Annotated in this window: 24 protein-coding genes; 10 read left to right on the plus strand and 14 right to left on the minus strand. The window is 52.8% G+C overall.

What is annotated here, in order from left to right; translation table 11 throughout:
* Both PsW74_RS29800 and PsW74_RS15930 read right to left on the minus strand, forming a co-directional pair.
* A partial coding sequence (locus tag PsW74_RS29800) for a Gfo/Idh/MocA family oxidoreductase (protein ID WP_244277870.1) occupies positions 1 to 489 on the minus strand: 489 nt, incomplete at its 3' end.
* A gap of 3 nt (positions 490 to 492) precedes the next feature.
* Positions 493 to 1,218, minus strand: coding sequence for an IclR family transcriptional regulator (locus tag PsW74_RS15930; protein ID WP_063287785.1), 726 nt, complete (start codon positions 1,216 to 1,218; stop codon positions 493 to 495).
* A 279-nt stretch (positions 1,219 to 1,497) separates the two neighbouring features.
* Between PsW74_RS15930 and PsW74_RS15935 the strand changes: the two genes are divergently transcribed.
* The 4 genes from PsW74_RS15935 (at position 1,498) to ugpC (ending at position 5,730) form a co-directional block, all read left to right on the plus strand.
* On the plus strand, positions 1,498 to 2,769 hold the full coding sequence (locus PsW74_RS15935) for an extracellular solute-binding protein (protein ID WP_063287786.1): 1,272 nt from the start codon (positions 1,498 to 1,500) through the stop codon (positions 2,767 to 2,769).
* Between the two features lie 141 nt (positions 2,770 to 2,910).
* The gene (locus PsW74_RS15940) at positions 2,911 to 3,792 is read left to right on the plus strand and encodes a sugar ABC transporter permease (RefSeq protein ID WP_057462435.1); all 882 of its coding nucleotides are present in this window, start codon (positions 2,911 to 2,913) and stop codon (positions 3,790 to 3,792) included.
* Positions 3,785 to 4,663, plus strand: a complete 879-nt coding sequence (locus PsW74_RS15945; RefSeq protein ID WP_063287787.1) for a carbohydrate ABC transporter permease — start codon at positions 3,785 to 3,787, stop codon at positions 4,661 to 4,663. Before PsW74_RS15940 ends, PsW74_RS15945 begins: the two co-directional genes overlap by 8 nt.
* Positions 4,664 to 4,674: 11 nt before the next feature.
* Positions 4,675 to 5,730, plus strand: a complete 1,056-nt coding sequence (gene ugpC / locus PsW74_RS15950) for a sn-glycerol-3-phosphate ABC transporter ATP-binding protein UgpC (RefSeq protein ID WP_063287788.1) — start codon at positions 4,675 to 4,677, stop codon at positions 5,728 to 5,730.
* A gap of 6 nt (positions 5,731 to 5,736) precedes the next feature.
* On the opposite strand, the gene mbfA is transcribed toward ugpC, so the two are convergent.
* Positions 5,737 to 6,687: an iron exporter MbfA gene (gene mbfA / locus PsW74_RS15955; protein WP_244271737.1), complete on the minus strand. Its 951-nt coding sequence runs from the start codon at positions 6,685 to 6,687 to the stop codon at positions 5,737 to 5,739.
* A 369-nt stretch (positions 6,688 to 7,056) separates the two neighbouring features.
* Here mbfA and PsW74_RS15960 point away from each other — a divergent pair, with 369 nt between their 5' ends.
* Entirely contained in the window at positions 7,057 to 9,360 is a 2,304-nt protein-coding gene (locus tag PsW74_RS15960) for a hypothetical protein (RefSeq protein WP_063287789.1), read from the plus strand.
* Positions 9,361 to 9,444: 84 nt separating this feature from the next.
* Here the strand turns inward: PsW74_RS15960 and PsW74_RS15965 are convergent, their stop codons facing one another.
* Positions 9,445 to 10,341 carry an AEC family transporter gene (locus PsW74_RS15965; RefSeq protein ID WP_063287790.1) on the minus strand — a complete coding sequence of 299 codons (897 nt, stop codon included), beginning with the start codon at positions 10,339 to 10,341 and terminating at the stop codon, positions 9,445 to 9,447.
* A gap of 105 nt (positions 10,342 to 10,446) precedes the next feature.
* Between PsW74_RS15965 and PsW74_RS15970 the strand changes: the two genes are divergently transcribed.
* The 3 genes from PsW74_RS15970 to PsW74_RS15980 all read left to right on the plus strand — a co-directional run bounded on the left by PsW74_RS15970 (position 10,447) and on the right by PsW74_RS15980 (position 13,714).
* Entirely contained in the window at positions 10,447 to 11,361 is a 915-nt protein-coding gene (locus PsW74_RS15970; RefSeq protein ID WP_063287791.1) for a LysR family transcriptional regulator, read from the plus strand.
* Positions 11,362 to 11,674: 313 nt separating this feature from the next.
* Entirely contained in the window at positions 11,675 to 13,048 is a 1,374-nt protein-coding gene (locus tag PsW74_RS15975; RefSeq protein ID WP_063287792.1) for a sodium:alanine symporter family protein, read from the plus strand.
* A gap of 189 nt (positions 13,049 to 13,237) precedes the next feature.
* Positions 13,238 to 13,714, plus strand: coding sequence for a GNAT family N-acetyltransferase (locus PsW74_RS15980; RefSeq protein WP_063287793.1), 477 nt, complete (start codon positions 13,238 to 13,240; stop codon positions 13,712 to 13,714).
* Between the two features lie 44 nt (positions 13,715 to 13,758).
* On the opposite strand, the gene PsW74_RS15985 is transcribed toward PsW74_RS15980, so the two are convergent.
* From PsW74_RS15985 to PsW74_RS15995, 3 genes are all read right to left on the minus strand, one after another.
* Entirely contained in the window at positions 13,759 to 14,514 is a 756-nt protein-coding gene (locus PsW74_RS15985; RefSeq protein ID WP_208988006.1) for a hypothetical protein, read from the minus strand.
* Between the two features lie 151 nt (positions 14,515 to 14,665).
* A complete protein-coding gene (locus tag PsW74_RS15990; RefSeq protein WP_244271738.1) occupies positions 14,666 to 15,394 on the minus strand; it encodes an RES family NAD+ phosphorylase in 729 nt (242 codons plus the stop codon).
* Positions 15,391 to 15,729, minus strand: coding sequence for an MbcA/ParS/Xre antitoxin family protein (locus PsW74_RS15995; protein WP_082830602.1), 339 nt, complete (start codon positions 15,727 to 15,729; stop codon positions 15,391 to 15,393). Before PsW74_RS15995 ends, PsW74_RS15990 begins: the two co-directional genes overlap by 4 nt.
* Before the next feature lie 337 nt (positions 15,730 to 16,066).
* Here PsW74_RS15995 and PsW74_RS16000 point away from each other — a divergent pair, with 337 nt between their 5' ends.
* Complete coding sequence (locus tag PsW74_RS16000; RefSeq protein WP_208988007.1) at positions 16,067 to 19,927, plus strand: autotransporter outer membrane beta-barrel domain-containing protein; 3,861 nt, start codon at positions 16,067 to 16,069, stop codon at positions 19,925 to 19,927.
* A 140-nt stretch (positions 19,928 to 20,067) separates the two neighbouring features.
* Here the strand turns inward: PsW74_RS16000 and PsW74_RS16005 are convergent, their stop codons facing one another.
* Positions 20,068 to 21,387, minus strand: a complete 1,320-nt coding sequence (locus tag PsW74_RS16005; RefSeq protein ID WP_063287797.1) for a DJ-1/PfpI family protein — start codon at positions 21,385 to 21,387, stop codon at positions 20,068 to 20,070.
* A 94-nt stretch (positions 21,388 to 21,481) separates the two neighbouring features.
* Between PsW74_RS16005 and PsW74_RS16010 the strand changes: the two genes are divergently transcribed.
* A complete protein-coding gene (locus PsW74_RS16010; RefSeq protein WP_208988008.1) occupies positions 21,482 to 22,030 on the plus strand; it encodes a TetR/AcrR family transcriptional regulator in 549 nt (182 codons plus the stop codon).
* 194 nt (positions 22,031 to 22,224) lie between these two features.
* On the opposite strand, the gene PsW74_RS16015 is transcribed toward PsW74_RS16010, so the two are convergent.
* The 6 genes from PsW74_RS16015 to PsW74_RS16040 form a co-directional block, all read right to left on the minus strand.
* Entirely contained in the window at positions 22,225 to 22,902 is a 678-nt protein-coding gene (locus tag PsW74_RS16015) for a type 1 glutamine amidotransferase domain-containing protein (RefSeq protein ID WP_063287799.1), read from the minus strand.
* Positions 22,903 to 22,992: 90 nt separating this feature from the next.
* Positions 22,993 to 24,024: an NADP-dependent oxidoreductase gene (locus tag PsW74_RS16020; protein WP_063287800.1), complete on the minus strand. Its 1,032-nt coding sequence runs from the start codon at positions 24,022 to 24,024 to the stop codon at positions 22,993 to 22,995.
* 47 nt (positions 24,025 to 24,071) lie between these two features.
* Positions 24,072 to 24,485 (minus strand): Ohr family peroxiredoxin, encoded by a 414-nt coding sequence (locus PsW74_RS16025; protein WP_082596691.1) that lies wholly within the window; start codon positions 24,483 to 24,485, stop codon positions 24,072 to 24,074.
* Positions 24,486 to 24,546: 61 nt separating this feature from the next.
* A complete protein-coding gene (locus PsW74_RS16030) occupies positions 24,547 to 25,140 on the minus strand; it encodes a TetR/AcrR family transcriptional regulator (protein WP_063287801.1) in 594 nt (197 codons plus the stop codon).
* A 148-nt stretch (positions 25,141 to 25,288) separates the two neighbouring features.
* The gene (locus tag PsW74_RS16035; protein WP_063287802.1) at positions 25,289 to 25,897 is read right to left on the minus strand and encodes a TetR/AcrR family transcriptional regulator; all 609 of its coding nucleotides are present in this window, start codon (positions 25,895 to 25,897) and stop codon (positions 25,289 to 25,291) included.
* 197 nt (positions 25,898 to 26,094) lie between these two features.
* Positions 26,095 to 26,721 (minus strand): class I SAM-dependent methyltransferase, encoded by a 627-nt coding sequence (locus PsW74_RS16040; RefSeq protein ID WP_063287803.1) that lies wholly within the window; start codon positions 26,719 to 26,721, stop codon positions 26,095 to 26,097.
* Positions 26,722 to 26,776 lie beyond the last annotated feature (55 nt).

The following is a 26,776-nucleotide window of genomic DNA, read 5'->3' on the forward strand; positions in this document are numbered from 1 at the left end:
TTTACTCTTGCCCGGATTGGATTTGATGCGGATGGAAATCGGGTCTCCAATCGCGCCTGCATCCACCAGCTCTTTGGCTTTCAGCACTGGGGGATGGAAGATGAAGTTTTCGAAGATCTTGAAAGGGCGGTCATAACTTTCTGCGGCTTCAACAAGGATGTCAGCCTCCTCCATGTTCATACACATGGGCTTTTGAAGCGAGACCATCTTGCCAGCTGCGATGGCATCCAGTGCGGCTTGCAGGTGCAAGTGGTGCGGCAGCAGAATCTCGACCAGATCGACATCCGGACGGGCCAGAATCTCTCTGTAATCATCGCTGATGATCGGGTCATCAACGCCCCATGCCTCTGCCTGAGACTGGGCCTGCTTTACGTTTTGATCACACAAGGCAACAATCTTGCCCTTCGGGTTCTGCTTATACTCAATGGCATGCAAATCCGAAATACGACCTGTGCCCAGAATGGCAACGCGAACCGGCTGGTTCCCCATCCTTTACTCCCTCATAAAACACATTTTCTGAACAAGCGCGCCAAGCTCCTCAAAGCGCTTGTCATCAATTCGAACTGTCGGTCCTGAAACGCCGATCGCGGCGATCATCACCCCATGCTCATCAAAAACCGGTCCCGCTACGCAGCGGATGCCGGAGGTAAATTCTTCGTCGTCAATCGCGTAGCCACGATCTCTGCTTTTGGAGATTTCCGCTGCAAGGGCCGTATGGTCCGTCAGGGACACAGGGGTGAATTGCTTCAGCTCCTGCTCTGCCTGTGCATCACCAAACGCCAGAAAGGCCTTGCCAAGAGCGGTGCAGTGCAACGGCCCTAGCGACCCGATGGGATGATCAACCTTGAGCGGAAGCTCAGAATCGATTTTATCCACATACCAGACCTGAGAACTGGCCAGTACAGCCATGTGTGAGCATTCGCCCGTCTCGCGGGTGAGCTGCCTCAGGATAGGCTGCCACTGCTGGCGAACTGCTACAATTGCCTCAACCGTTGGCCCAGACCCTTGAGAACCTGTCATTTTCTCGCTTGCTGCGTAACGCCTGTCAGTCCCTTGCGTAGCGTAACCGCATGCAACCAAAGTACGCAGAATATGCGTCGCATTGGACTTGTCGACACCAAGGTAACTCGCGATATCCGTAAGCCGCAGCGGTTTGGCCTGCTGGGCAAGATAGTCGAGCGTCTGAAGTCCACGGGATAGCGATTGTAAAAGGCGCAACGTCAATCTCCATTCACACACTGGAAAAGTTGAAATATGGACAACTAATTACATGAAGTTAAACATAGGGCAACAAATTTCCAACATCTGGACTCAGAATTGACACAGGTTTTACAGGAGTGCAAGAGGCGGTATACGTATTTTTGTACAAAATAGGCTTGACATTTACCGAAATGCACGGCGAAATGGGGCGTGTATTCAGTTTTGTTGCACATAAGGCAACTTATTGACGAAATGAATTTGTAAAACATATGCAAACTCTTGGGAGGGGATTGAAATATGAATAAGCGCAGAAGGCAACTTTTGCTTGCTGCGGTGCTTGCGCCCGTCATGGCGACAGCATCCATGGTTCCATCATTTGCAGCGGACGAAGTCACCATTTCTCACTACTTTACCGGTGAGCTGGGCCAGAAAGGCCTGAAGGACATTCTGGAAGGCTTTAAAGCCAAATCCGGTATCACTGTTAAAGACAGCCCAATCGGTCATGAAGATTTCAAGACCGGTATTTTAGTGCGTGCAGCGGGCAACGCACTGCCAGACGTGTTCTCTTACTGGGCCGGTGCACGGACACAGTTCGTCATTGATGCAGGCGATCTGCGCCCGATCGACGGCATGTGGGACAAGGCTGGTCTGGACAACGTTGTCGCCAAGTCGGTTGCGGACGGTGCAACCAAGTATGACGGCGAGCGTTATCTGGTGCCATTCGGTTACCACTACTCCGGTCTGTTCTTTAACAAAGCTGTTATGGAAAAGGCTGGCATCACCGAAGCTCCCAAGACTTGGGAAGAGTTCCTCGCAGCCTGTGAGAAGCTGAAGGCAAACGGCGTGACCCCTATCGCGCTTGGTTCCAAGAACCGCTGGCCTGCACAGTTCTGGTTTGACTATCTGATCCTTCGCACAGCGGGCCCTGACTACCGCGCAAAACTGATGAACGGCACAGCCTCTTATGCCGATCCTGAAGTGAAAAAGGCGATGGGTCTTTGGAAGAGCATGGTCGACAAAGGCTACTTTGTTGAAAATGCAAACGCAGACAGCTGGACTGATGCTTCTGACAAGGTTGCCCGCGGCGATGCGGCCATGACCCTGATGGGCACATGGATCACCGGATACTGGAACTCCATCGGCCTTAACCCGGGTGAGGACTATGACTTCTACCCATTCCCGGAAGTGACAGCTGGTGTTCCAAACGCGGTTGTTGGTCCGGTTGATGGTCTGGTGATCTCTGCAAATGCGAAGAACCCTGAAGGGGCTGAGCAGCTGCTTGAGTATCTGGTGTCAGATCCGGAAGCACAGGCCAAGTGGGCCAACATTCAGGGCGCTCTTTCCGCCAACGTGAATGTTGAAAAGTCCAACTACAACGCTGTGATGCTGAAAGCGCTCGACACCATCGACGCTGCACAGACCTTTGCGTTCAACTACGACCTGTCCACGCCTCCGCCCGTGGCGGAAGTTGGCTTGTCCATGTTCGCACGCTTCATGGATGACCCATCCAAAGTGGACGTCATTCTGGATGAAACACAGGCCAGCGCTGCAAGCGCGTTTGCCGAATAATCATTGCACTTAAAACAGAGCCGGTCGCAACATGTTTGCGGTCGGCTTGCCTCTATAGCTTCACGCATTCTCCCGCCAAACCATAGTGGTTCTGGGAGATAGACATGCACCACTGCGAGGCAGGCTTTTTCTGAGACGGGTATGAATCAAAGCAACACATTCTGGCGCGTTGCCCTTTTGGCGCTCCCCCTCAGCGTATTCGCGCTGATCATCATCTGGCCGCTCCTAAGTTCGTTTTATTACGGCTTTACCAACTGGAACGGTTTCAGTGACAATTATGACTTCGTTGGCTTTGAGAATTTCGGAAAGCTGTTTTCCGATCGCCTCTTCATGTCTGCGGCAATAAACACGATTATCTGGATGGCCATTGCGGTGGTGCTTCCAACAATTCTTGGTCTCTCGCTGGCGCTGCTGATCGACAGCCATGTGCCTGGCGGCCCGATCTTCAAAACCATCTTTTATCTGCCGATCTGTCTTTCTGCCGTTGTGGTTGGTCAGGTCTGGGTGTGGATCTACCAGCCCGACTGGGGCCTGCTGAATTCTATCATTGAGTACGTCACCAACGACCGCTTCAACTACGCCTGGCTGGCAAAACCAGACAGCGCGCTCTACTCGGTCATCGTTGCATGGTCCTGGCAGGCAACCGGTCTGTCTATGGTGATCTATCTTGCAGGTCTGACGGCTATTCCCGGTGATCTGCTGGAAGTGTGTGAGCTGGAAGGCGCCACAACGTGGCAGCGCATCCGCCACGTCATCCTGCCATTGCTGACACCGGCCACCGTGGTTGTTGTGGCGCTGAGCGTGATCAACTCTCTGAAGGGCTTTGATATCCTGTACATCATGACCGGCGGCGGGCCGTTCAACAGCTCCGATACGCTGGCCATGCACATGTACAACGAGAGCTTCAAAAAGTACCTGATGGGTTATGGCAGCGCCATCTCTGTGGTGCTGTTCCTCGTCGCGCTGACCATCATTCGCCTCTATTTCAAACAGCTTAAAAAGGTGGACGAAATCTATGGCTGATACGGCTAGTCTGGGCAGTGCCAGCGGTGAATATGTTGCACCGAAGCGGTTCAATCCGTGGCCTGTTGTCATCTTCATCTGCCTGTTTACGCTGGCGATCCTGTTTCTTGCGCCAACCTTCGGCGTGCTGCTGTCCTCCGTTAAAACCACGCGGGATATTGCGCTTGGTGACCTTTGGGCCATTCCAAGCAGCATGTACTGGGGCAACTATGTTGAGGTGCTGAGCAATCCGGCGGTGCATGGCTACATGCTCAACACGTTCCTCGTGGCCGCGCCTGCCACGGCGTTTTCCATCGGGCTTGGCACACTGGCGGGTTATGTGTTCTCCAAACTGCCGTTCAAAGGCAGTGATCTGGTGTTTCTGCTGGTGGTGTCCGGCATGTTCTTCCCGCCGCAGGTCATCCTGATCCCGCTGTTCCGTCTGTTCAACCTGATGGGGCTGATTGATACGCTGTGGCCGATGATCATCGTGCACACTGCGCTGGGGATCCCGATTTGCACTCTGCTGATGCGCAATTTCTTCGCCACCGTGCCAAACCCACTGCGTGAGGCGGCGATTTTGGAAGGGGCAAACGAATGGCAGGTGCTGACCAGGATCGCGCTGCCCATCAGCCTGCCAGCCATTGCAGTGCTGGCGACGCTTCAATTCACCTGGATCTGGAACGATTTCCTCTGGCCGCTGATCTTCACCCAGTCTGACGAGAAACGCACCATCATGCTGGGGCTCGTGTTCATGAAGGGCCAATACTCCGTTGCCTGGGGCATTCAGGGCGCCATGTCGCTGATCGCCAGCCTGCCAACGCTGATCGTATTCCTGTTCTTCCAGCGCTTCTTTATTAAAGGCATGACCATGGGTGCCGTGAAAGGATAATCGGGGACATTATGAGTAGTTTGTCACTGAAAAACATTAAAAAGTCATTCGGAGATCTGGAGGTCATCCATGGGGTGGATCTTGAGGTTGAAAAGGGTGAGTTCATTGTCTTTGTCGGACCATCCGGGTGCGGCAAGTCCACCATGCTGCGCATGATCTCCGGTCTGGAGGATGTGACATCCGGCCAGATCAACATCGCCGACAAAGACGTTACCCGCGCCCATCCCTCCAAGCGCGAAATTGCCATGGTGTTCCAGTCCTATGCGCTGTTCCCGCATATGACTGTCTCCGAGAACATCAGTTTCGGGTTGCGTCTTGGCAAAATGGCGAAGGATGAGGTGGCTCGGCGCGTGAGCAATGTAGCAGAGACCCTGCAGATCACCCACCTGCTGGAGCGTTATCCGCGGCAGCTGTCCGGTGGTCAGCGTCAGCGTGTGGCGATTGGCCGTGCGATCATCCGCAATCCGCAGGTGTTCCTGTTTGATGAGCCGCTGTCCAATCTGGATGCCGCACTGCGCGTGCAGATGCGTTTGGAAATCGCGCGCCTGCACAAACGTCTGGGTGCGACAATCATCTACGTAACCCACGACCAGACCGAGGCGATGACCCTTGCGGACCGGATTGTGGTGTTCAACCACGGTGTGATTGAGCAGGTCGGGCGTCCGATTGATCTTTATGAGCGTCCGTCGAATAAGTTTGTTGCTGGCTTCCTTGGTGCGCCGTCCATGAACTTCATCGGCGCGACTGCGCAGCAGGGGGCTATCCAGCTGGATGGCTTCAACATCAACGATGCGCAAAGGGCTGAAGCGAATGGAGCGATCATGCTTGGCATTCGTCCGGAGCACATGAGCATCACCAATACTGAGGCCTGTGATTTCTCAGCGAAGGTGGAACTGGTTGAAGAGCTTGGGTCTGAGTCCCTCGCCTACCTGCAAACCAGCTTCTCCTCTGATCCAATCACCATGCGGGTGGACCATTCCATCACCGTGCGTGAGGGGGATATGCTGCCGGTTTCCGTGAACCGTGAGTTCCTGCATGTGTTTGCTGAAGGTGGGGCGTCCCTGTAAGGGCGTCTACCCTCCGCCGATAATGACACCGGCAGCAAACACCAATGAGCCGCCGAGAACAACCTGAAACGTCGCCCGCAAGAGCGGCGTTTCCATGTATTTGCTCTGGATCCACGCAATCGCACAGAGCTCAACCGCCACAACGAAAAACGCAATGAACGTGGCCACCCAAAAATCACTGAGCAGGTACGGGATGGTGTGGCCCAGCCCACCAAGAGCTGTCATCACGCCGGACGCAACGCCGCGCAAGACTGGCGAGCCTCGTCCGGAAATCTGCCCGTCATCCGAGACAGCCTCCGTAAAGCCCATGGAAATACCCGCGCCGATGGAGGCTGCAAGGCCAACGAGAAACGTGGTCCATGTGTTGCCTGTTGCAAAGGCTGTTGCGAACACGGGCGCCAGTGTGGAGACGGAGCCATCCATCAACCCGGCAAGGCCCGGCTGGATCAGGGTCAGGATCAGCTTGCGGTGTGCGGTTTCTTCCTCTTGCTCTCCTGTTGAGGCCAGATGAGTTTGCGACAAGGTGCGGGCTTTGTTCTGGTGATCCGCTTCCACCGCTGCCAAGTCGCCCAGCAAGCGCCGTGTATCTGCATCCGTGCTCTTCTTTTCGGCGTTCTCGTAGAATGTGCGGGAGGCCGTCTCCATGTTCTCGGAGATATGGCGGATCTGATCGAGCGTCAGCTGTGTGGAGAGCCAGAGGGGGCTTCGGGCATAAAACCCGGAGACATGTTCGCGGCGGATCAGAGGAATGGTGTCGCCGAAGCGTTTTTGGTGCAGTTCGATCAACGCAATCCGGTGCTGGTCTTCTTCATTGGCCATATCGGCAAAGACGGCGGCGGTTCCGGGGTAATCATCCTGCAGCCGTTTTGCAAAGCCTCGATAGATGCGGGCGTCATCTTCCTCTGACGAGATGGCAAGCGCCAGCACCTGCTGCTCGCTCAGGTCAGAAAATCGCATGCGTGACGTCAGATACAACATCCATGAACTTTCTATTTCGCAATTTCGCGCAGATCCTAAGCAGATTTCATTGCAAACAGGCGGTTTCAGTCTCTCAAATAAACCGCAAATTTGAACGGGCTGGCGGGGTAAATGAGGAGAATTGAGTGCCGCGCCATTGATTGCGCTATCAGCAGATGTGATTGATGTTTTTGGGAAAACGTGATCGGCAATGATGGTTTAAATGCTTAGACCACTTGCATTTGAGCAGACCGGTTTAATCAGTCTTAACTTATTATACTAAAGTCGATTCCATGCCTTAAAATAAACGGATAGGAGGAGCACAACTTTATTAGCCAATAACAAAACTTAGTTAGCAGGAGACGTGTCATGCCTGTAAATAAGTTGAATGCTGAACAGCACGATTGGGCCAAGGCAGTCTACCAGAACATGCATTGGAACTTCCCCGAGGAAAACGGGGACCAAACCAATCGTACAGCAAGAACCTCAAACGAGCAGATCAATGGCGTTCATGGTAATCATGACCAACGCAATGGAACTGCTGACCCGGATTTGAGCGACTATGTCGTCGTCGACACCCCACCTCCACAACGGCCCGCTGGCACGAAGCGATTGCCGGTCCATGCTGTCTTTGAGGAAATTGGCCTGCCGGAATCCGAAACGCTTCGTGAGCGGTTAGACCGCTTGCGTACCTTCCAGCAGAAGAAAGAGGCTTTCTTAAAAGACCCTCTCGCTACAGCTTATGCTGACCCTTCAGCCGCCAAATGGGAGCATCATGTGAAAGATGTACTGGGCATGCCTCAGGAAAAAGCTGATGAAATGGTCAAGCAGCAGTTCACCCGTGATCTGAAAAAAGAGCTGAAGGATGAGTCCCGGAGTGTCACCAAGGAAATTTTTGACAGTCAGGCGGACGATCCCCGTTTCAATGAGTTCCTGCAGAATGCAGCCAACTCCAACCCTAAGCAGCTGACCCCGGCCCACCGCGAAATGCTGGTGTTTATGAGCCAGAATATGGTCAAGCTCGGGAATGCTCTCGTCAAAGATGTCAATGAGCTGTACCGCCAGCATGCCTTCGGCAAAGCGATGAGCGACACCATCGACAATGCGAAGGAAAATGCAGTTTCTGACAGTGAGCGACAAAAGCTGGAAGAAATTGAACAGGAAGTTGTTGAGTACCGTATGGCCGTTGCCCGGCAATTGGGCATGGCACTGAACACCACAAACGACGTTCAGTCTGCCATCAGCTTTGGTCAGACCGTGGATTCTGCCGTTGATGAACTGGCAGAGCAGAACGACCGAGCCCTGAAGGCAGCCTCCGGCCTTGCAAAGATGGCGAAGAACATGGTCAACGACCACCTTGCCCAGACCAACAGCCCCCGCAAGACCATGAATTGGGTTGCCACCCAGCCATGGGCAAAGCTGGTTGATATCGACATCACCACCAAGGGTGAGTTCTTCAACATTGAAGCGCAGCTGCGCGACAGCGCTGCGGGAAATGAAGACACTGACGGTCTGGGTATCGACAGCAGCACTGATCTGGCACAGCGAAATCTGTCCAAAGAAAAGCTCATGGCCAATCCTGAGCTGATCTTCAACGGCTTGCGCTCACCAAAAATGATGGAGGCCCTGACCACCAAGGTTACGGGTGAAGCCAGCAATGATGACGTGCCATTTGTCGAAAAGCCAAGTGATCTGGCAATGAACTGGGGTGAAACCCTCGCCCGCGCACAGGCAAGTGGCCGGGACATCAGTGATCAGCTGCCTGATTACATGACTTTGAAGCAGATCCGCTATCACGACATCAAGAAGGGCTTCTTCTCCAACACGGACACCGTGAAAACTGCCTGGGTTGTGGAACAGAAGCCAATCTCTGACACTGTTGCCGAGGTCAACCTGATCAACAATCTGCCACGAGCCATCGCAGGTGATCTGGGCGATCTGGCTCTCAACATGTCTGATCTGCGAGAAGATCAGTCACAAAAGAGCAGTGACATTCAGGACAAGAGAGGCCATCTGGACGAGTTCCTCAGCTCCAAGGGTGACGGCCTGTTGCAAAGCTATGGGAATGCACATGATGCGATCAGCAGCTTGCAGGACCATGCCATGAAGGAAGTCATGGCCAAGATGAGCAACGGCACGAGCATTCGCAAGATTTTGAAATGGGCGAAGGAACAACCCTGGTCAGCCATGTTCCAGGTTGAAATTACGCCGATGGAAGGTGGCAAGAAGGATCAGTACAATGTCGTGATCAAGGAAGTGGAACACGGCACCACAGAAGCCAGCAGTGTTGTGCTGAATGAGCCAACAGATCAAGACAAGGAAAATGCCGGTAACATCGCTGACGAAGATGATCAGGCCTTTGGTGAAGATCTGCATGGTTTAAGCGGCGCCTTGAAGGCCCTGCTGAACCCGTCCGTTTACAAACAGCTGATCTCCAAGCCAACCGGTGAAAAGAGCGACGGCATGCAAATCGTCGAAGAACCAACCAAACTGGCACGTGACTGGGCAGACCTTATTCAGAAGTCTGCTGGCCCCGGTGCAAACCTGCCGGATTATCTGGAACTTCGTCAGGTCAAATACCGCATCCGCTCCTTCCTGCCTTGGAAGAGAAACAAGCTGGAAGCCTGTTGGGTTCTGGAATTTAAGCCTACGGCTTTTAAACAAGCCGCATAAATGAGCATCATGTGCTCATAGATGACGAATGACCTTCCTTATCTAATGGCTTGGGCTCTGTGGTTTGCCGCAGGGCCCGTTTTCTTATCCGGTTTGCAAGGCAATCCAAAGCGGCAGGCTGATGCATGAGAGCAAGGTGGATTGAGCGATCAGCGTGGCCGGTTGCCGGCAGTCTGCCCCAAAGGCAGCGGCCAGAACGTGAGCAGCTGAAGCGGTGGGCAAAGCAGCAAACAGCACCAGCACGGAGGCCTGCTCTTTGGGAATGGCAAAGCTGTGCACCATAAACCAGGCGATGCAGGGCAAGGCCAACAGTTTTATGGAGTTCAACCCACCCGTATAGATATCCAGCTTCATCAGTCCCTGCCAATCAAGTGTCGCTCCAATCGCCAGCAATGCTAAGGGGATGGCGGCCAGAGCCAGTTGATTGAGACCTTCCGAAAGGGCTGAGGGAAGCGGATATCCGCTCAAACCCACCGCAACACCGCTAAGGGCTGCCAGAAAGAATGGATTGAGAACCACCTTTTCCGCAGCCTTGCGCAGGCCAAGACCTTTGCCCATAGAAAGAGCCGTCACCGCCATAAGGTTTGCCATTGGCACCGCAAAGCCAATGGCGATGGCCATAAGCGAGGCACTGTCCGCATCCAGCGCACTGATCGCCACAAACCCGATGGCCGTATTAAACCGCCATGCCGTTTGCCAACCAGCGGCAAAATCCAGAAAACGCGTCGGGCCAAACGGGCGCAGCATCCACCCCAACAGCAGCCCAACCCCTAAAATACCCCAGGTGCCCAATCCGATGATGGCTGCATCATCCAGATTGATGGGGCGAGCTGCTGCGGCGGAAAACATCAGGGCTGGGAACAGCAACTGAAAGTTCAGCGTATCAATGCCGCGCCATGTGGCCTGATCCAGACGTTTGCCAAACACGCCGCCCAAAGCCAGCAAGCCCAGACTTGGCAGCAATGCCATCGCGATCCCCATGTGCGCTCTCCTTGACGGTTTGGCTGGTCTTTCCTGCTGCTATGTCTTAGGCTAATGAGAGACTATAAAATAATAAGCTAAGCTTATAATATGTGGTGATACCTAATGACCAAGCCTGATGGCCTCAACTCTTTTGCAATGCGCTTGCCAGAACTTGCCGTGCGCGCTCTGCCTTTGTTGCAGGTGGTTGGCTCCGTCACCAAAACCGCGCATCAATTGGGGGTAAGCCAGTCTGCCGTCAGCCAGTCTATTGCAGAGCTTGAAAAGCGGCTTGGCGTAAAGGTGCTTCGCCGTGGTGCGCAACCGGTGCAGCTGACGGATGAGGGCAAGCTGATCGCTCAATATGCCCTGAGCGTACAGGCGGCGGAAGAAAATGCGCTGGCCAGCATCAATGACCTGCGCCAGAACAAAGGCGGGCGTGTGCGCATCGGGTCTTCGGGCCCTTCTGCCTCCACTCAGCTCCTGCCTCATGTCATGAAGCGTTTCTCACGCCACTACCCCGGTATTGCGCTGGAACTGCGTGAGGCGCAGGATCAGGAGATCATCGCAGCTTTGCGACGCGGTGAGGTGGATGTGGCCGTAGTCCCGGGACTGGATGGAGACGAGGAGTTCGAGAGTCTGCCCATTGCCTGTGACCGACTTGTCGCAATCACTGCAGATGATATGAACTTGCCGCTGCACATGAACGCTGAAGCTTTTCAAAAGCAGCCCTTCATTATGACAAAGGGGGGCAGTGAGCCGTTGGTGCGGAAATGGTTTGGCCGGTCAGATACAGACCCACGCGTGGATCACTCCATTCAGCAGATCACATCCATTCTGGCGGTCGTTCGCTCCGGCCTTGCCTGCTCTATTATTGCAGAACTGGCACTGCCTGAGGATCTGGATGGCGTGAAAGTCTTGCCGCTTGATCCCCCTGCCCCGCGTAGCCTGTTCCTTACTCGCCTGCCAACAACACCCAGCAACAGCGCGGTGACGAGATTTTGGGAATTTGCCGAGCAGGAGATCTATCGGGAGGAGTAATTTTCCTCTGCCCCTGGGGCAGTGCCGCAACTCTCTTATCTTAGTTAATCAGAATATGCTCATAAGTTACGATTCCGGGGATGAATTTTCCAAAACTGTACCGAGTGGTCGGTTGAAAACGATAATTTTCGCCCGTCAGACGCGAAATTTTCACCAAAAATTTTCGTGATGACCGTAGGTAAACTACGTAATTTGAAATTAACTGATTGAAAAACAACAGAAAAGTTTGAAATAGTTCTATTGTAGATGTATTCCATATGCATGCCGAGGATGTAAACTAAATCATAATAAAAATCATGGTGGGAGGCTAACCATGGAAACAATGACGAATATCCTAGGCGAAATCAATTCTATCGTTTGGGGCCCTGTGATGCTTATAGCCATTCTCGGGGTAGGACTTTTTCTCCAGATCGGACTCAAACTAATGCCCATCTTTAAGTTGGGCACGGGCTTTAGCCTGCTCTGGAAAGGTCGTCAAGGCGAAGGTGGTGGTGAAATCAGCCCCTTCAATGCGTTGATGACGTCTCTTTCAGCTACAATTGGAACAGGTAACATTGCAGGCGTTGCGACGGCTGTGTTCCTGGGCGGACCTGGCGCTCTCTTCTGGATGTGGATGACTGCTCTTGTGGGCATGGCAACCAAGTATGCCGAAGCTGTCCTTGCGGTGAAATACCGTGAGCGTGACAACGCTGGCAACTTTGTTGGTGGCCCGATGTACTACATCAAAAACGGTCTTGGCCGTAAGTGGTACTGGCTTGCTCCAACCTTTGCTGCATTCGGCGCTGTTGCCGCGTTCGGCATCGGTAACGGTGTGCAGGCCAACAGTGTTGCGAACGTTCTGAATGAGAACTTCAGCATTCCGGCACAGGCAACCGCTGTTGTCCTGATGGCACTCACCGCTGCTGTTATTCTGGGAGGAGTAACGCGTATTGGTAACGTTGCCGGCAAGCTGGTTCCGTTCATGGCTATTGCGTACATCGCAGCTGGCCTTGTTGTTCTGATCATCAACATCGATTCCATCGGTGCTGCTGTGCAGACAGTGTTTGCTCAGGCATTCACCTCCACTGCTGCTGAAGGTGGTTTTGCTGGTGCTGCTGTTTGGGCTGCGATCCGCTTTGGTGTTGCCCGTGGCGTCTTCTCTAACGAAGCTGGTCTGGGTTCTGCGCCAATCGCTCACGCGGTTGCTGAAACCAAGAGCCCTGTTAATCAGGGTCTGATCGCAATGCTCGGCACGTTCATCGACACCATCATCGTTTGTACCATCACTGGTCTTGCGATTGTGGCATCCGGTGTGTGGACCTCTGGCTCCTCCGGTGCAGCGCTCACCTCTCTGGCATTTGAAACATCTCTGCCAGGTGTTGGTGGCTACCTGATTGCGATCTCGCTCTCAGTGTTTGCATTCACCACCATTTTGGGGTGGAGCTTCTACGGCGAGAAATGCGTTGGCTTCTTCTTTGGGCCTCGTGCGCTCAAGCCATACCGCATCCTCTGGGTGGTTGCGATCTACTTCGGCGCAACTGCGGAGCTGAGCTTCATCTGGCTGCTGGCTGATACGCTGAATGCGATGATGGCTATTCCAAACCTGATCGCGCTGGCACTTCTCAGCCCGATTGTCTTCAAGCTCACCAAGGAGTTCTTCTCCGAAGATGATGAGCCTGAGGGCGTGGAAAAAGCCCCGGCTGAATAAGAGAAAACACAGTTTTCAAAAGAATGGCCCGGTTTCATCACCGGGCCATTTTTGCATGTACCGCGATCTATGAGGTTGCCAGCGTGGTTTCAGGCCAAAACGGCATGTTTGCAGACGTGCAGTTTGACAGAAGCGAAGTCACTGCCGCACAGTTGGGTCATTCCTTTTTAAGTGAGTGTCATCTGCGCTATGTTTGAGAATTTCCAGCTAACAGAACTTGCCTGTAAAACGGAATGCACTGCGCTTTGTGATACGATCCTTTCAGAGCTGCCTGGGTGGTTCGGCCCGTATGATGTCTACAAGGATTACTTGGAGAATGTGAAAACGAGGCCCGTCTTCATCGCGCAGGCAGGTGGTGAAAAGCTTGGTCTTATGGCCTTGACGCAAACCAGTCACGCGTGCGTTGATATTCACCTGCTGGCGATCAGATCAGAGCATCATGGGAAGGGGATTGGGCGCGCATTTGTAGAACTGGCCAAACGCTATGCAAGAGACTGTGGCGCGACGTATCTGACCGTTAAAACACTCGGCCCCTCACACGAAAATGCAGAGTATGCCAAAACGCGGAAGTTCTACGCGTCCGTTGGATTTGAGCCGCTGGAAGAGTTCATCGACTTCTGGGGCAAGGACGTCCCCATGCTTCTTCAGTGCCAGCGCATTGGCTGATCCCTGCCACTGTTTGCGGCAGGGGTGTCAGGTTTTGCTGAAAGCTACTTCCACCAGGCATCCGGTGAGGTGTAAGCGTCGTAGCTGTTGTTGTTCCGTTCCCACTGGTACTGAGCAGAATCGTAAGCGGACATGGATTCCAGTTTTGCGTCAGGATTGGTTTTCTGCAGGTCGAACAGGTCTTCATGGGCTTTGGTGAGCAAGTTGACGACAGGATCATTTGAAAAGAGGTCGCTCTCCTTACCACCGGATAGTCGTTTATAAGCAGCCTGAGCGCTGGCTTTGCTTTCTGCCCACTCGAAGGACTTTTGCTCTTCTGCGGAGGTTTCTTCCTCCAGATACTTCAAAAGAGACAGATAGTTGTCGGCAGTCGGTCCAGCCTCGGGAGCGTCTTTCTTCAGGATCTCGTCAAGCTGCTCTTGCATCACTTGCTTTGCGGCCTCTATCTCTTCATCAGAGAAATAGCCGTTTTCATTGCTAGCGATCAGGTGGAGGGTCTCGCGGTCAAACTCCAGATCATCAAAGATGTCTTTACGAAACGCTTCGATATCATCCTTGTACTTGCTGGAGGTCGTATCAAGGTCGCCATAAAGATCGGTCAGCTTGGCACGCGCATCAACGGCAGTATCCGGGGTCGGCTTTAAGTCAGGCGTCTTTGTCTTGTCTTTCGACTCATCATCCAGCGACAAAACGCTCTGATTGGTTCGTGTGCTGATCGACGATGACCCATTGCCTATATACTTTGCAACGCTGTAGTTGGAGAAGCTGTAGGTTCCGCCGCTACTGCTGAAAAAGCTCACAATTATTGTCCTTATAAAATCAATAGTGCGATGCTAGTGCGCGAAACCTGCGTGGCGCTGTCCTTTTCAGAAATGAAAGGCGCAAAACCGCAGTTTCTGACGTTGCGGAATCTTTGTGAAAATTTTACTCTGTTTTATAAGGTGTTGGCGGTTAATCAGCGATCTCGAAGACTTCGCCTGAGTTCAGGTCCTTGATCATATCAATTGCCTCACCGCTCCAGTGATAGCTGAAATGCCGGGCCTGAAGTGGAGCTTCCACCACGTCGGGATAAAACGCGGCAATACACAAACCGCCCTCGTCCCGCACACTTGGGTAGAGAATGCCATCACCGCCCTCTTCCAGCAGCTTGCGTGCGAAGACCTGAGAGGCGCTGTAATCATCCGGGTGGAGCAGAACTTCAAAACGCGGATCAGTTACGTCAGCAAGTTTAGCCTCAACACTGCCGATCAACTCGCGCATCTGCGCAATCCAGCCCGGTGCCTCTTGCGTGGCGGCATAGAAATTTCCGGTATGATGCACAGTCTCGAACAGCGCGGTTTCAAAAGATTTGGCGGCATAAAAAGCGCCGAAGTACCCATCATGGAAACGGCCAGTCCGGTCAGGAGAGGCATGGGTGAAAGGCGCCATCAGATAGGAAGAGCCCGTTCCATTGACCCGTCGCTCAACAGGGACAAGGTCCAGATTGCCGATGGTTTCTGCAAGGCGCGGATTGGTGCGGCTCTCTGCAGCGGCCAGTAATTCCCAGTCTGCGGGATCGGCAATGTCTTCAAACAAATCTATGGGTGGGTAAGCCGAGTTGACCAACCGATAATACTTGGGCCAGCTGACATGTGTTTCAGGAGCTTTCAGGTCCGTCTCCACCAAAGTTAATGTAGTCACCAGTTGCCTCGCTGCGCATCAAGATATCTGCGCACGCGCATTAAGTCCGTGAGTTGCCCGCCCATCATAATTTCAAGGGCAGATCTCCCGCCAAAGTCAGTGTTGACGCGTTTCACCCAACCATACCCGCGGTTGGCATCGCTGAACAGCAAGCGAAGTGCCTTGTGAATGCCAAGCAGATTGGACAGTCGCGCCGCAAGGTCCACGCTGACACGGCCATAGTGTCTGGTCTTCCAGCGTTGATAGGTGCGCTTGGCAATGTCTCCCAGCAGCAAAGTGGCCTGCTCATCCGTCAACTGCCAGCGCTCAAACAAGTTGATCACCGCCCGCTGCATGGCATGCACTTCTTCCTCGGTAAACTTTGGTCCACCGGGAGCCAGAGGTTGTTCAATCTTACGAAGGCTAGGCATCTTCCCTCTCATCAAACCAGCTGAATAGCACAATGACATATGGCACTATATTATGATTTTGGCGTCAAATGTCAAGAATTTGAACCCGGGCATACGCGAAATCAGAGATATAAAAAACCTAAAGTAGCAGTTTAATGGAGTACATCCTAAAATACGCAATAACTAATATAGGCGTGGATGACCAAGCGTCCGCCTTGATGTGTGAGAGGAGCATCTGTAACTATCGTTAAAAATACGAATATAAAATAGTTGGGGTGGGGCCGTGACTTATAAATCTCGCAGTTTGAGCAGTGTTTCCATATTTGCGCTTGTTTCAAACATCGTCATCGCAGCACCGCTTATGGCGCAGACGGTTCATATCACTGCACCTCAGACCGCGCCCAACGATGCTGCGCTGGACATGCAAGTGATCACTGGCCCAATCGCAGAATACTCCGGGCAATTGCAGGTGAGTGTGACCGGCGGCGAGGCTATCGGGAATGATGCGAGTGCAGAAATAACCATCCGTGGCATTAAAGGCGATATTGCCCAGAACAATTCTGGTGAGATTGCTGTTGAAGTCAGCGGCGGTCTTGCGGATAGCAGTGCAAACCCGAACAGCGGTGCGAATGCAGCGATCACCATTGATGGTGTTGAAGGTACGCTGGAAATAGACAATATCGGGACAATCTCGGTCAAAGGCACCAGTCAAAGTGCAACCACATCGGGCACTGGCAAAGCCAGTGTAAAAGTGAATGTGAAGGCCATTGATGGCCGATTGATGGGCGACAACCTGGGAACGCTTTCCAGTTATGCGCAGGCAGGTTCGGCCACAGCCAACGGAAGCGGTAAGGCAGATGCGAGCGTTGAGGGCTTTGGCACCTATCTGGATGTTGAGGGAGACAACATCGGCACCATCAAGGTTGAGGGCCATGCTGGAATAGCTGTATCCGCCTCAGGAGCCGCGGATGCTGATGCTGATATCACTGGCATCGACAACGATCTTGAAGGGGCCAACAAAGGTTTGATCAGCATTCTCGCTAAAGGAGGTCAGGCTACCTCTGAAGGTGCAGGAGATGTTGATGCATATGCTCTTGCTATCGGCGTAAAAGGGGATGCGGAAGCGAATAGCGGGACTATCCTTGTTGATGCTGATAACAGAAATGCCACAGCGATCTCAGCAGGTGGAACAGCCAAAGCTGCTGCTGACGCCTATGGCATCCATGGAGATCTTCGAGGGAGTAACACGGGTCAGATTGATGTGACCTCACGTGCTGGTCGGTCAGAGACGACCGGTAGTGCTACTTCAAATTCCCAATCACTTGCGGTTGGCGTGAAGGGTCATGTTGAAGGCAACAGTGGCTTCATTCTTGTCGATGCTGATAACAGATACACCAAAGCGACCGCAGCGGATGGCGAAGCCATAACCGCTGCTGATGCCTATGGCATCCAGGGAGATCTTCAGGTTGGTAACACGGGCCGGATAAGCGTGATTTCGAGTGCTGGTCAGTCAGAAACGACCGGCAGTGCTGCTGCGAACTCCAAAACGCTGGCGGTGGGTGTGAGTGGAAATATCAAAGCGAACAGCGGTCTCATTCTCGTGAATGCTGCCGGGGGGGATGCTAAGGCGACCTCTGAAAACGGAAATGCGGATGCATCTGCTCAAGCCTCTGGTACAAAATTCAACCTGAATGATGATAATTCGGGTGAGATTAATATTCGTGCTCGTGCCGGAACCGCTTCTGGCCTCATAGCCAACGCCAATGCGTTTGCTTTTGGTCTCGAAAACAGGCTCGAAGGCGACAACTCTGGTGTAATTCGCGTTGAAGCTTTTGCCGGAACCGCGATTAGCGATGGGACCACGGGGGATGGTGCTGATGCAATTGCCATTGCTGTTGGTGTCAACGATTACATAAACGGCAGCAACAGCGGCGATGTTATTGCATTTGGTCAGGGCGGGACAGCGACAGCCAATGGCGCTACTTCCGCCGAAGCGGGTGCAAATGTTTATGCCAACAACAATGGGCTGACTAAAGATAACTCTGGTTTGATTCGAGCTGAAGGTATTGGTGGGACAGCCAAGGCTGTCGGAACCGGCCATGCTTCAGTAACGACGCGTGTTATGGGGATTTTTGGTGCACTTGGTGGGACCAACAAAGGGCGCATCTTTGCGTTGACTGATGGCGGCACTGCGACAGCTACGGGCAGCGGAAATGCGAGTGCGTCTGCTGAAGCGATTGGTGTCTACAACGGCATTCGTAATACCGACCCGAATGTGACCACCGATAATTTAGGTGTCGTTGTTGCGAGGGCAACCGGCGGAGCTGCAAGTTCAGTGGGTGGTAACGCTTATGGCTATGCCGACGTGTCAGGTCTTGATGGCTCACTTGGCGGTGAGAACAAAGGCTGGATCGAAGCACTAGCCCAAGGCAAAACCGCCACCACGGGAGGCGACAAAACCGCAAATGCCGAAGGTCTAGCGGTCGGGATCAAGGGGGATGCGGAAGCCAACAGTGGGACGATTTTCGTACGGGCCTTTGGTGGAACAGCACAAAGCCTGAATGCGGTGAAAGCCAACGGCGCAGCACGTGCCTTCGGTATCGGTTATGTAAACGGCACCACACGCTATGGTGTTGAAGGTGAGTTCACCAATACAAACCTGATTGAAGTTTCTGCTACGGCTGGTACGGCCAACGGAACGCAGGATAAAGCCCTCGCCTATGGTGTTGTGCTCAACGGTGCAACGACCCTCAACAACAGCGGTTTGATTGTAGCAACCGCAACTGGCGGCGCGGGGTCCGAGGCTTATCAGGTGCATGCCGGATCAAATGCGTTGACCGTAAACTCCTATGGCATCCTCTTCCGGGATGATTTGGATGAGAACTTCAGCGGGACCATCCAGGCGGATGATCCCAACAATGTGACGTTCAACAATGCCACGCTGCATGTGCACTTTTCCAACTCGACGAAGATAGATGTGGCCTATGAGATCCCCGATCTCGTTGCTGGTCAGGATGTTCAGCAGTTTACTCAACTCGATGGAAGCGGTGTTGTTGGCCATGGCTGGAGTGCTGAGGCTGTTGAAAGCAGTTGGGGTACCACCAATCAAGAGGTGATCTTCAGATATGCGCCGGAAGTCTCCAGTCCCCAGCTGGTCGCGCAGCAGCAACGTGGGGTGATTGATGCCACGCAGCGCATTGGTGAAGGGTTGTTGACAGACCTGATGTTAAAGGGAGACAGCGCCAGCGGAGAAGGTTTGCTGCTGGCATATGACGATAAGCCGGCATCAGATGCAGAAAATGCTGTTGCTGATATGGTAAGCCAGCCACACCTTGCTGAACAGTATGGTGTGTTTTATGCAGCCCCTCTTCATCTTTATCAGCAAAATCTGGATGGAGATCTGGGCTACTCCGCCAGCACCACAGGTGTGGTGACAGGTTACAACCGTGTCGTTTCGCCGGATCTGATTGTTGGAGCGAACGTCTTTTACGGTCACAGTGCACTGGATTTCAACGGCATCTATGATCAGGCCAAAGAAATGGTCGATACCTATGGCTTTGGTGTACAGGGCGCATATCGCAAAGATGCGGTGCTGCTTACCGGGCAAAGCACGTTCTATCACACCAGCAACACCTATAAGGATGGTTCAGCACAGGCGAGCGAGACCTATGACAGCCAGAACCTGCTGACCCGTGTCGCGGCCAAGTACATCTGGGAGTATGGCAACAACACCTTCACGCCGGAAGTTGGACTGAGTCATCTTTGGCACTCTCGCGGTGCATTCGGCGTCGACAATCAGGGCGTGCCGGATGTGAGCTATGACGCTATCAACAATCACCAGTTCTCAGTTGATGCCTCCCTCGGTTGGGCAGGCACATATCAGGTGCAGGAGGGTGAGCTGAAAGCCAATCTGCGTGCTGGCTTGCGTCAGATTTTGGGTGATGGCGGGTTTAAGGATGTGTTGCGTTCAGGTGCAAACGGTAAGGCGTCTGTGACCAGCGATATTGACCAGACACTGGCGCGTGCCTCTGCCTCACTGGAATACTCCAAAGGCAACTTTGGGGCTTCTGTTGGTGTGCTGGGAGAGTACGGCGAAAACACCCGAAATACAGCCTTCTTCGGGCGTGTGTCCTATAAATTCTGATTAAACGGGAGTGCATACTGGAGCGGCTTGGGTGCTCCAGTATGCTTGCTGGCCAAGGGAAGCGTAGAGTGTGGAGTGTACACTCGGCCAACTCACTCAGTGTTCCGTTGTCTTTGAGGAGTGATAGGGGCAAAGGCCGATCAAGTGCTTGTTGGTTTCAAAAGCCTCGTTGATGCCTGTGATTTGACATATCTGGCGCCTCTGCGGCCTGCGCTCAGGTAAAAGGGTAAGCTTGCTGCAATGAGGTATTTGCTGATACGGGCTAACCACTTGCCTGCCTTTTCCGGCGAGCCGACGCCAAAGACTGGCTTGGGTGCGTATTCCAGCACGTTTTTCTCAATGTGGTGAGCTACATCTATTCCATACATGTCACGGACTGCTTTCAGCGCGACTTCATAGGAGCCGATGGCAGGGCCCGCGCTGTAAAACTTGCCATCAACCGCCACCTCTGTTCCGCTGGATTTAGCGCCGAGCTTGTCCAGCAGCGGGGTGTGATGGAAGTTGGAGGTGGCTGTTTTGCCATCCAGAATACCAGCTGCTGCATACACCAATGTTCCTGCACAGACGGAAATCATGCCTTTTGCAGCAGGTTCCTGTCGCCGGATGAAATCCAGCAGTTCCTTGTCTTTCAGCAACATTGGCTGTGTTGCACCCATAATGACGAAGTCAACCTCCGGGCACGTGGCAAAGGTGGTGGTTGGCACGACCTTGGGGCCAAGCAAGCATTGCACTGGAGTTTTGTCGTGAGAGACCACATGAAGCTTAGAGTTGGGGAACGCACTCAAAACTTCCACTGCCCCCAGGAAGTCTGGCAAATAGCATCCTGAGGGCAGTGCCATAGCGATGGTTGGAGCATCGCCAGCTGTCAGATCCACTGGCTTTTTTGGAGTGTGGGCGGTGAACTGAGGATGCGGGTCGTATTCCAGTGTCAGCTCTGCAAACTTGGCAAAGCTGGTGCCGCGTAGCTTTTCCAGCACCATGAAGGCAGCTTCGATCATGCCTGTAGAATGACCTGCGGTGTAAAATTTGCCATCCACCACTGCCCTGCGTTCAAACACTGGTTTGACGCCGTAGTCAGCCAGCAATTTTGCTCCCTGATCATCTGCGGTTGCGGTTTTGCCTTCCAACACATCGGCCTTGGCAAGCGCAAGAACGCCGCCGCTTGAGGCAACCACGTAGGCAACCCGCGAGCACTGATCAGTCAGAAAAGCGTGGAAGGCGGGATCATCCTGTGCCGCTGTCGGAATGTCTGGAATGACCAGCACATCGAGTGGTGTGCGGTCTTGAAAGACACGATCCGGCACAAGGGTCAGACCATGCTGACCAGTGACTGGTTTTGTGGTCGCACCAATAATACTGGGGCGATTGAGTGGATTGATACCCAGAACGGCCTGCATTTCGCCAAGTTCGGATTCATTGAATCCGGGCAAAGCAACATAACCGATACGATAGCGCTTCATGGGGACACTCCATTCCCTTCAGTGGGGCAAGCCCAACCAAAGATTCTCGTCATTCAATTTTGACAAGTTATATAAAAAATGTAAAAAGAGTCAAATGGCATCGATGATCAACTACAAGCCCGTGGTCGAGCTGCTCAGCCACTACGGTCTTCACAAGACAACCATGAGTGATCTGGCAGAGGCTGTCGGGGTCACACGGCAGACGCTGTACAATCGCTTCAAGACGAAAGATCATGTGCGTGACTGGGCATTGCTGGAGTTTATGTCCGAGGTGAATGACACGGCCATCGCCGTGTTGGACAACGCGCCACCCGATGCTGCGCTGGATGCTATTCTGGAGGCGTTCGAGCGGTGGGGCGGGGATCATGTATCGATGGTCTGCCAGTCGCCTCATGGTGCTGACATATTGGAGGGCGGTTTGCAGCTGGTCGCATCCAGAGCAGAAACACCCATCGACCGTTTTGAGAACTGCTTAGAAAAATTCATCGAAAACAGACAACTCTCGCCTTCTCCTGCAGAGACGACCATGGTCCTCGTGCTGGCTGCCAAAGGGGTCTTTGTTACCTCTGCAAATGCGAAGGATTATTCGGAAAAGATGGAGGCGGTGGTCAAAGCTCTGCTGGGTGCCAGGCAGGCTGCGTAAGAGCGGCTTATTTTACTTTGCAACGCACGCAAAACGTAAAGAACGCAAACGAACGCACAAACGAACGCACAAAGGAACGCACAAAGGAACGCAAACTGAACTGGTGGAACTTATACCCGTCATGGAGCGGACAATAAAAAACCGGCACAGAGCATAACTCCGCACCGGTTCTCATAATGGGGAATGCTAGAAGCTTAGCTCAAGCGCGCCAGAATTGCTTTTGCTGCAGCTTCAGAGGAAGCCGGGTTCTGACCGGAAATCAGGTTGCCATCTTCCAGAATGAAAGAGCCCCAGTCAGCGCCCTTCTCATAGATTGCGCCTTTTTCCTGCAAGGCATCTTCCACCAGCAACGGCACAACATCGGTCAGCTGCACAGCGTCTTCTTCTGTGTTGGAGAAGCCAGTGACCTTTTTGCCGTTAACCAGCGCAGAGCCATCCGCAGCCTTAGCGTTGACCAATGCGGCAGAGGCATGACAGACAACACCGACAGGTTTGCCAGCGGAATACAGCTGCTCGATCAGAGAGATAGAGGCTGTGTTATCGACCAGATCCCACAGTGGACCATGGCCACCTGGGTAAAACACAGCGTCAAATGCATCAGCAGAAACACCGTCTAGTTTCACGGTGTTGGCCAAAGCATCGTTTGCGGCTGCATCTGCCTTGAAGCGGTCAGTTGCGGCAGTCTGGAAATCCGGCAGGTCGCTTTTCGGGTCCAGCGGAGGCTGGCCGCCAGCAGGAGAGGCCAGAGTGATTGTCGCGCCAGCGTCTTTAAAGACGTAGTAAGGGGCCGCGAACTCTTCCAGCCAGAAGCCGGTCTTTTCGCCTGTGTTGCCCAGCTTGTCGTGGGATGTGAGGACCATAAGCACGTTCATTGTGATCTACCTTTCAGCAGGCATAGGGGGCGTAGCCACCAGTGCCGGGGCACTGGTGTTCGTGTTGTTTTTGTTGTTCTCGTTTAGAGATTAGTCGCCGATTTTTACGACGAGTTTGCCGAAGTTCTTGCCTTCGAGGAGGCCCATGAAAGCTTCCGGCGCATTTTCCAAACCGTCTACCATTTGCTCGCGGTATTTTACTTTACCCTCTGCAATCCACTGCTGCATATCCGCTGCGAATTTAGGGTAAAGATTTGGGAAACTGTCAAAGATGATGAAGCCCTGCATGCGGATCTTCTTCACCAGCAATGTACCCATCAGCATGCCCATGCGGTCCGGACCATCCGGTAGGCTTGTTGCGTTGTATTGAGAGATCAATCCACACAGCGGAATACGGGCATTTGCGTTGAGAAGCGGCAAAACCGCATCAAACACAGCACCGCCAACGTTCTCAAAATAAACGTCAATTCCGTCCGGACAAGCGGCTTTCAGATCCTGCGCGAAGGTTGGAGAGTTGCGGTCAAGGCAAACGTCAAAACCTAGGTTATCAACGGCGTGCTTGCACTTTTCCGCACCGCCTGCGATGCCAACAACGCGGCAGCCTTTGATCTTGCCGATCTGGCCAACTGTTGCGCCAACTGGGCCGGAAGCTGCTGCAACAGCAATGGTTTCACCCGGTTTCGGCTCGCCAATTTCCAACAGGCCAGCGTAGGCGGTGAAGCCCGGCATACCCATAATGCCCAGTGCCCAGGATGGCATTGCTGGCTCTTTGCCAAGGTTGAAAACCATCTCGCCGTTGGAAATTGAGTAGTCTTGCCAACCACCCAGGCTCACCACCCAGTCGCCTTCGCTGAAGTTCTTCAGGTTGGATTTCACCACCACAGAAACAGTTCCGCCGACCATAGCATCGCCAATTTCAACCGGATCTGCATAGGATTTGGCATCGCTCATACGACCGCGCATATACGGGTCCAGAGACAGATAAACCGTACGCAGCAGCATCTCGCCTTCACCCGGTGTCGGGATAGCGGCTTCTTCAAGACGGAAGTTTTTGGATGTTGGAGCCCCGACAGGGCGTTCCGCCAGCACAATCTGGCGGTTCACTTCGGTATTCTGCGGCATTTCAGGTTCCTCAATTAATGTCAGTAATGCTTTGTTATTATTAGATTTTATGAATTCAGCTTGGTGTAAACGCGCAGGTCCACATTGCCACAAATCGCGTTGGAGTACGGGCAAAGCGTGTGTGCTGTCTGGATCACGTCATCGGCTTGCTCACGGGTCAAACCAGAGAATTCCAGGTGCAGGTCAATATCCAGCACATATCCACCCTCTGCTTTTTCGATAACGTTGCCTTCGGCACGCACCTCAATGGAGTTCAACGGGTATTCCTTGTGTCCGGAAACCATTTTTAGCGAATGCTCAAAGCAAGAGGCATAACCTACTGCGAAGAGTTCTTCCGGTGTAATGCCAGGGCCTTCAACTCCTGGAGGGGTCACTCGAATTTTAGCAGCTTCGTCGCTCAACGTCGGTTTGGCGGAGCGTCCGTTTTCTGCTGTAGTGTCAGTGTCATAGAAGACTTTCATATCTTCACCTTAGATTTTGGACTGGCGTCTGATGGACTAGGGTTCATACGGGTTGATGGCGTTATGCAGCAGGCAGCATTATTTCTGTGACCTCCAGTGCTTTCTGGAGTGGTTTCTTATCTCGTGTAACTTTTCCGATGAGGCTGGCGCCGAGCCACATCTGGTAGAGCACCTGAGCGGCCATTCTGGCTTCTAACTTGGGTGCCATAGAACCGTCTTTGATGCCGGCTTCTATGATGTCGCCTAAACGTTTCTCTACTCTGGTGGTCATCTGGGCCAACAGCTCTCTCATATCTTCAGAAATGTCTGCTATTTCCGCGCTTAGCTTTACGATCAGACAGTGCTTTGATGCATCCTCGGAGTGCTGATAGTTCTCCCAAAGGTGCCAGTACTGGAACAGCTTTTCACGCATGCTTAGAGCCTCTGTCGCAAGCAGGGCATCCAAGCTTCTCATATATTCATCTAGGTATTGTTGGACGAGTACGCAACCAAAGTGCTCTTTGGACTCGAAGTAATGATAGAATGAGCCTTTCGGAACGCCGGCGGTTTTTAACAGTACGCTCAGGCCCATGCTGGAAAAACCCTGCTCTGCTATCAACTTACGTCCGGTTTCCAAGATGTGTAGTCTTGTGGCTTCGCTTTTCTTTATCTTCATATGGTGTGTTTTAATTAAAAATAGACCGGTCGTCTAGCCCACTTCGGAATATCCCTTATGACGTCTATTCACAAGGACTTCAATGCGGGTAATTCCCTGAGTGGACCAGCGGGGATTGTTGATGATTGGGGTGAAGGCCGGGGCTGAGTTATGCCCGCAGCCCCTCTTCCATGATCGACCATGAATTGTCGAAGCGCTGTTCGAAGTCTGTCGACTCTTCAAGACGGGAAATGATCAAAGTCCCTTCGACGAGAGCGATTATAGCTTCCACCACGTCGTGCTCGTCTTTCTCTTTGATGTTACCCTGCTCTATGCCTTCCTTAACCAGATCGGAAAGCCGGGCTTTGATCTGCCCGAAGAAACGGCGCAGAACCACCTTGGCCACGTTGTGGCGATAGAACTCAAACCAGATCGCGGTGATCACCCTGTGGGTCCGCAGGAAAATCAGCGCTGTTTTGCAGATGAAGTAGATCTGCTGCAGCTGTGTTTCCTCGTCCTTGTCATGGTCATCCAATTGAATACGCAGGGCATCTTCATAGGTGGTGATGTATTCAGCAAGTACCTGATCTTTCGTAGGAAAGACCTGCGTTACATCCTTTACCTTCAGGCCAGCGTTAGCGGCGATATCAGCGTAAGTGGTCTCAAAGTAACCGAACTTCTCAAAGCAGGTTATAGCAGCTTCGAGAATGGAAGATTTGGAAGCAGGTACAAGGAAGTCCTCTGAATAGTCGGAGTGGGACCTGTTCGTATCACTCATAATTCGCCTCTTTCCCAAATCGTCGCCTGCTACATACTCAACTCTGCAAGCAGTCTGATTAGAAACACATGATGGGACAACATTTTGCCAAGATGATGGTAAATCGCCATCTATGATTTCTGATAAATATAGATCGCTTGCTGAATTTCGCCGTTCTAATAGGGGCTTACAGGGTTCTCAAGTCGGTCTTTTACATATTACGCAACGCGCTTAAACACACTTGTCTGGAAATTCTGCTGGTTTTTCTTTGGCGTAATGTGAGTGTGCGTTTGTGCGTCTGTCAGCGCAAAGACGCCCGGCGCAAGCGCCTGGAGTTTCGCGGCAAGTGTGCGCGAAGAGTACCGCTGCACAGGAAGACCGGAACATTTCTCAGGACCATCCTCAGAAAAGCTGGAGATGATTGCGGTGCCACCAACGGGAACAGCCTTAACCAGCGCGTTTATATAGGCTTTTTGGTCTTCAATCTCCGTGAGGAAATGGAAGACAGCCCGATCATGCCACACCTGATAGGTCTTCTCTGGTGTCCAGTTGGTGATGTCTGTGTTGATCCACTCTACATCATCCGCAACGCCGCCAAGACGCTCTTTGCCAGCTTCCAGCACGACAGATGAGATATCGAGAACGGCAAGCGGTCCATAACCTGCAGCGTGCAGTATGCTTATCAGTTTAGAGGCGCCACCACCCACATCAATGAAGGTTTCGCCAAGTTTGAGATGCTGGGTGACGAGCTGATAAGACAGTGTTGGCTGGGTCTCATACCAGGTCAGATACTCTTCTTCGCGAGCATCATAAACCGCATTCCAGTGCGCGACTTTCTCGTTCATCTCAGGCCTCGTTTCTGCAACACGGCTTATATGGGAGTAGCCGGCTAAGAAAGCA

The sequence above is a fragment of the Pseudovibrio sp. W74 genome, assembly GCF_001623085.1.
Classification (GTDB): domain Bacteria; phylum Pseudomonadota; class Alphaproteobacteria; order Rhizobiales; family Stappiaceae; genus Pseudovibrio.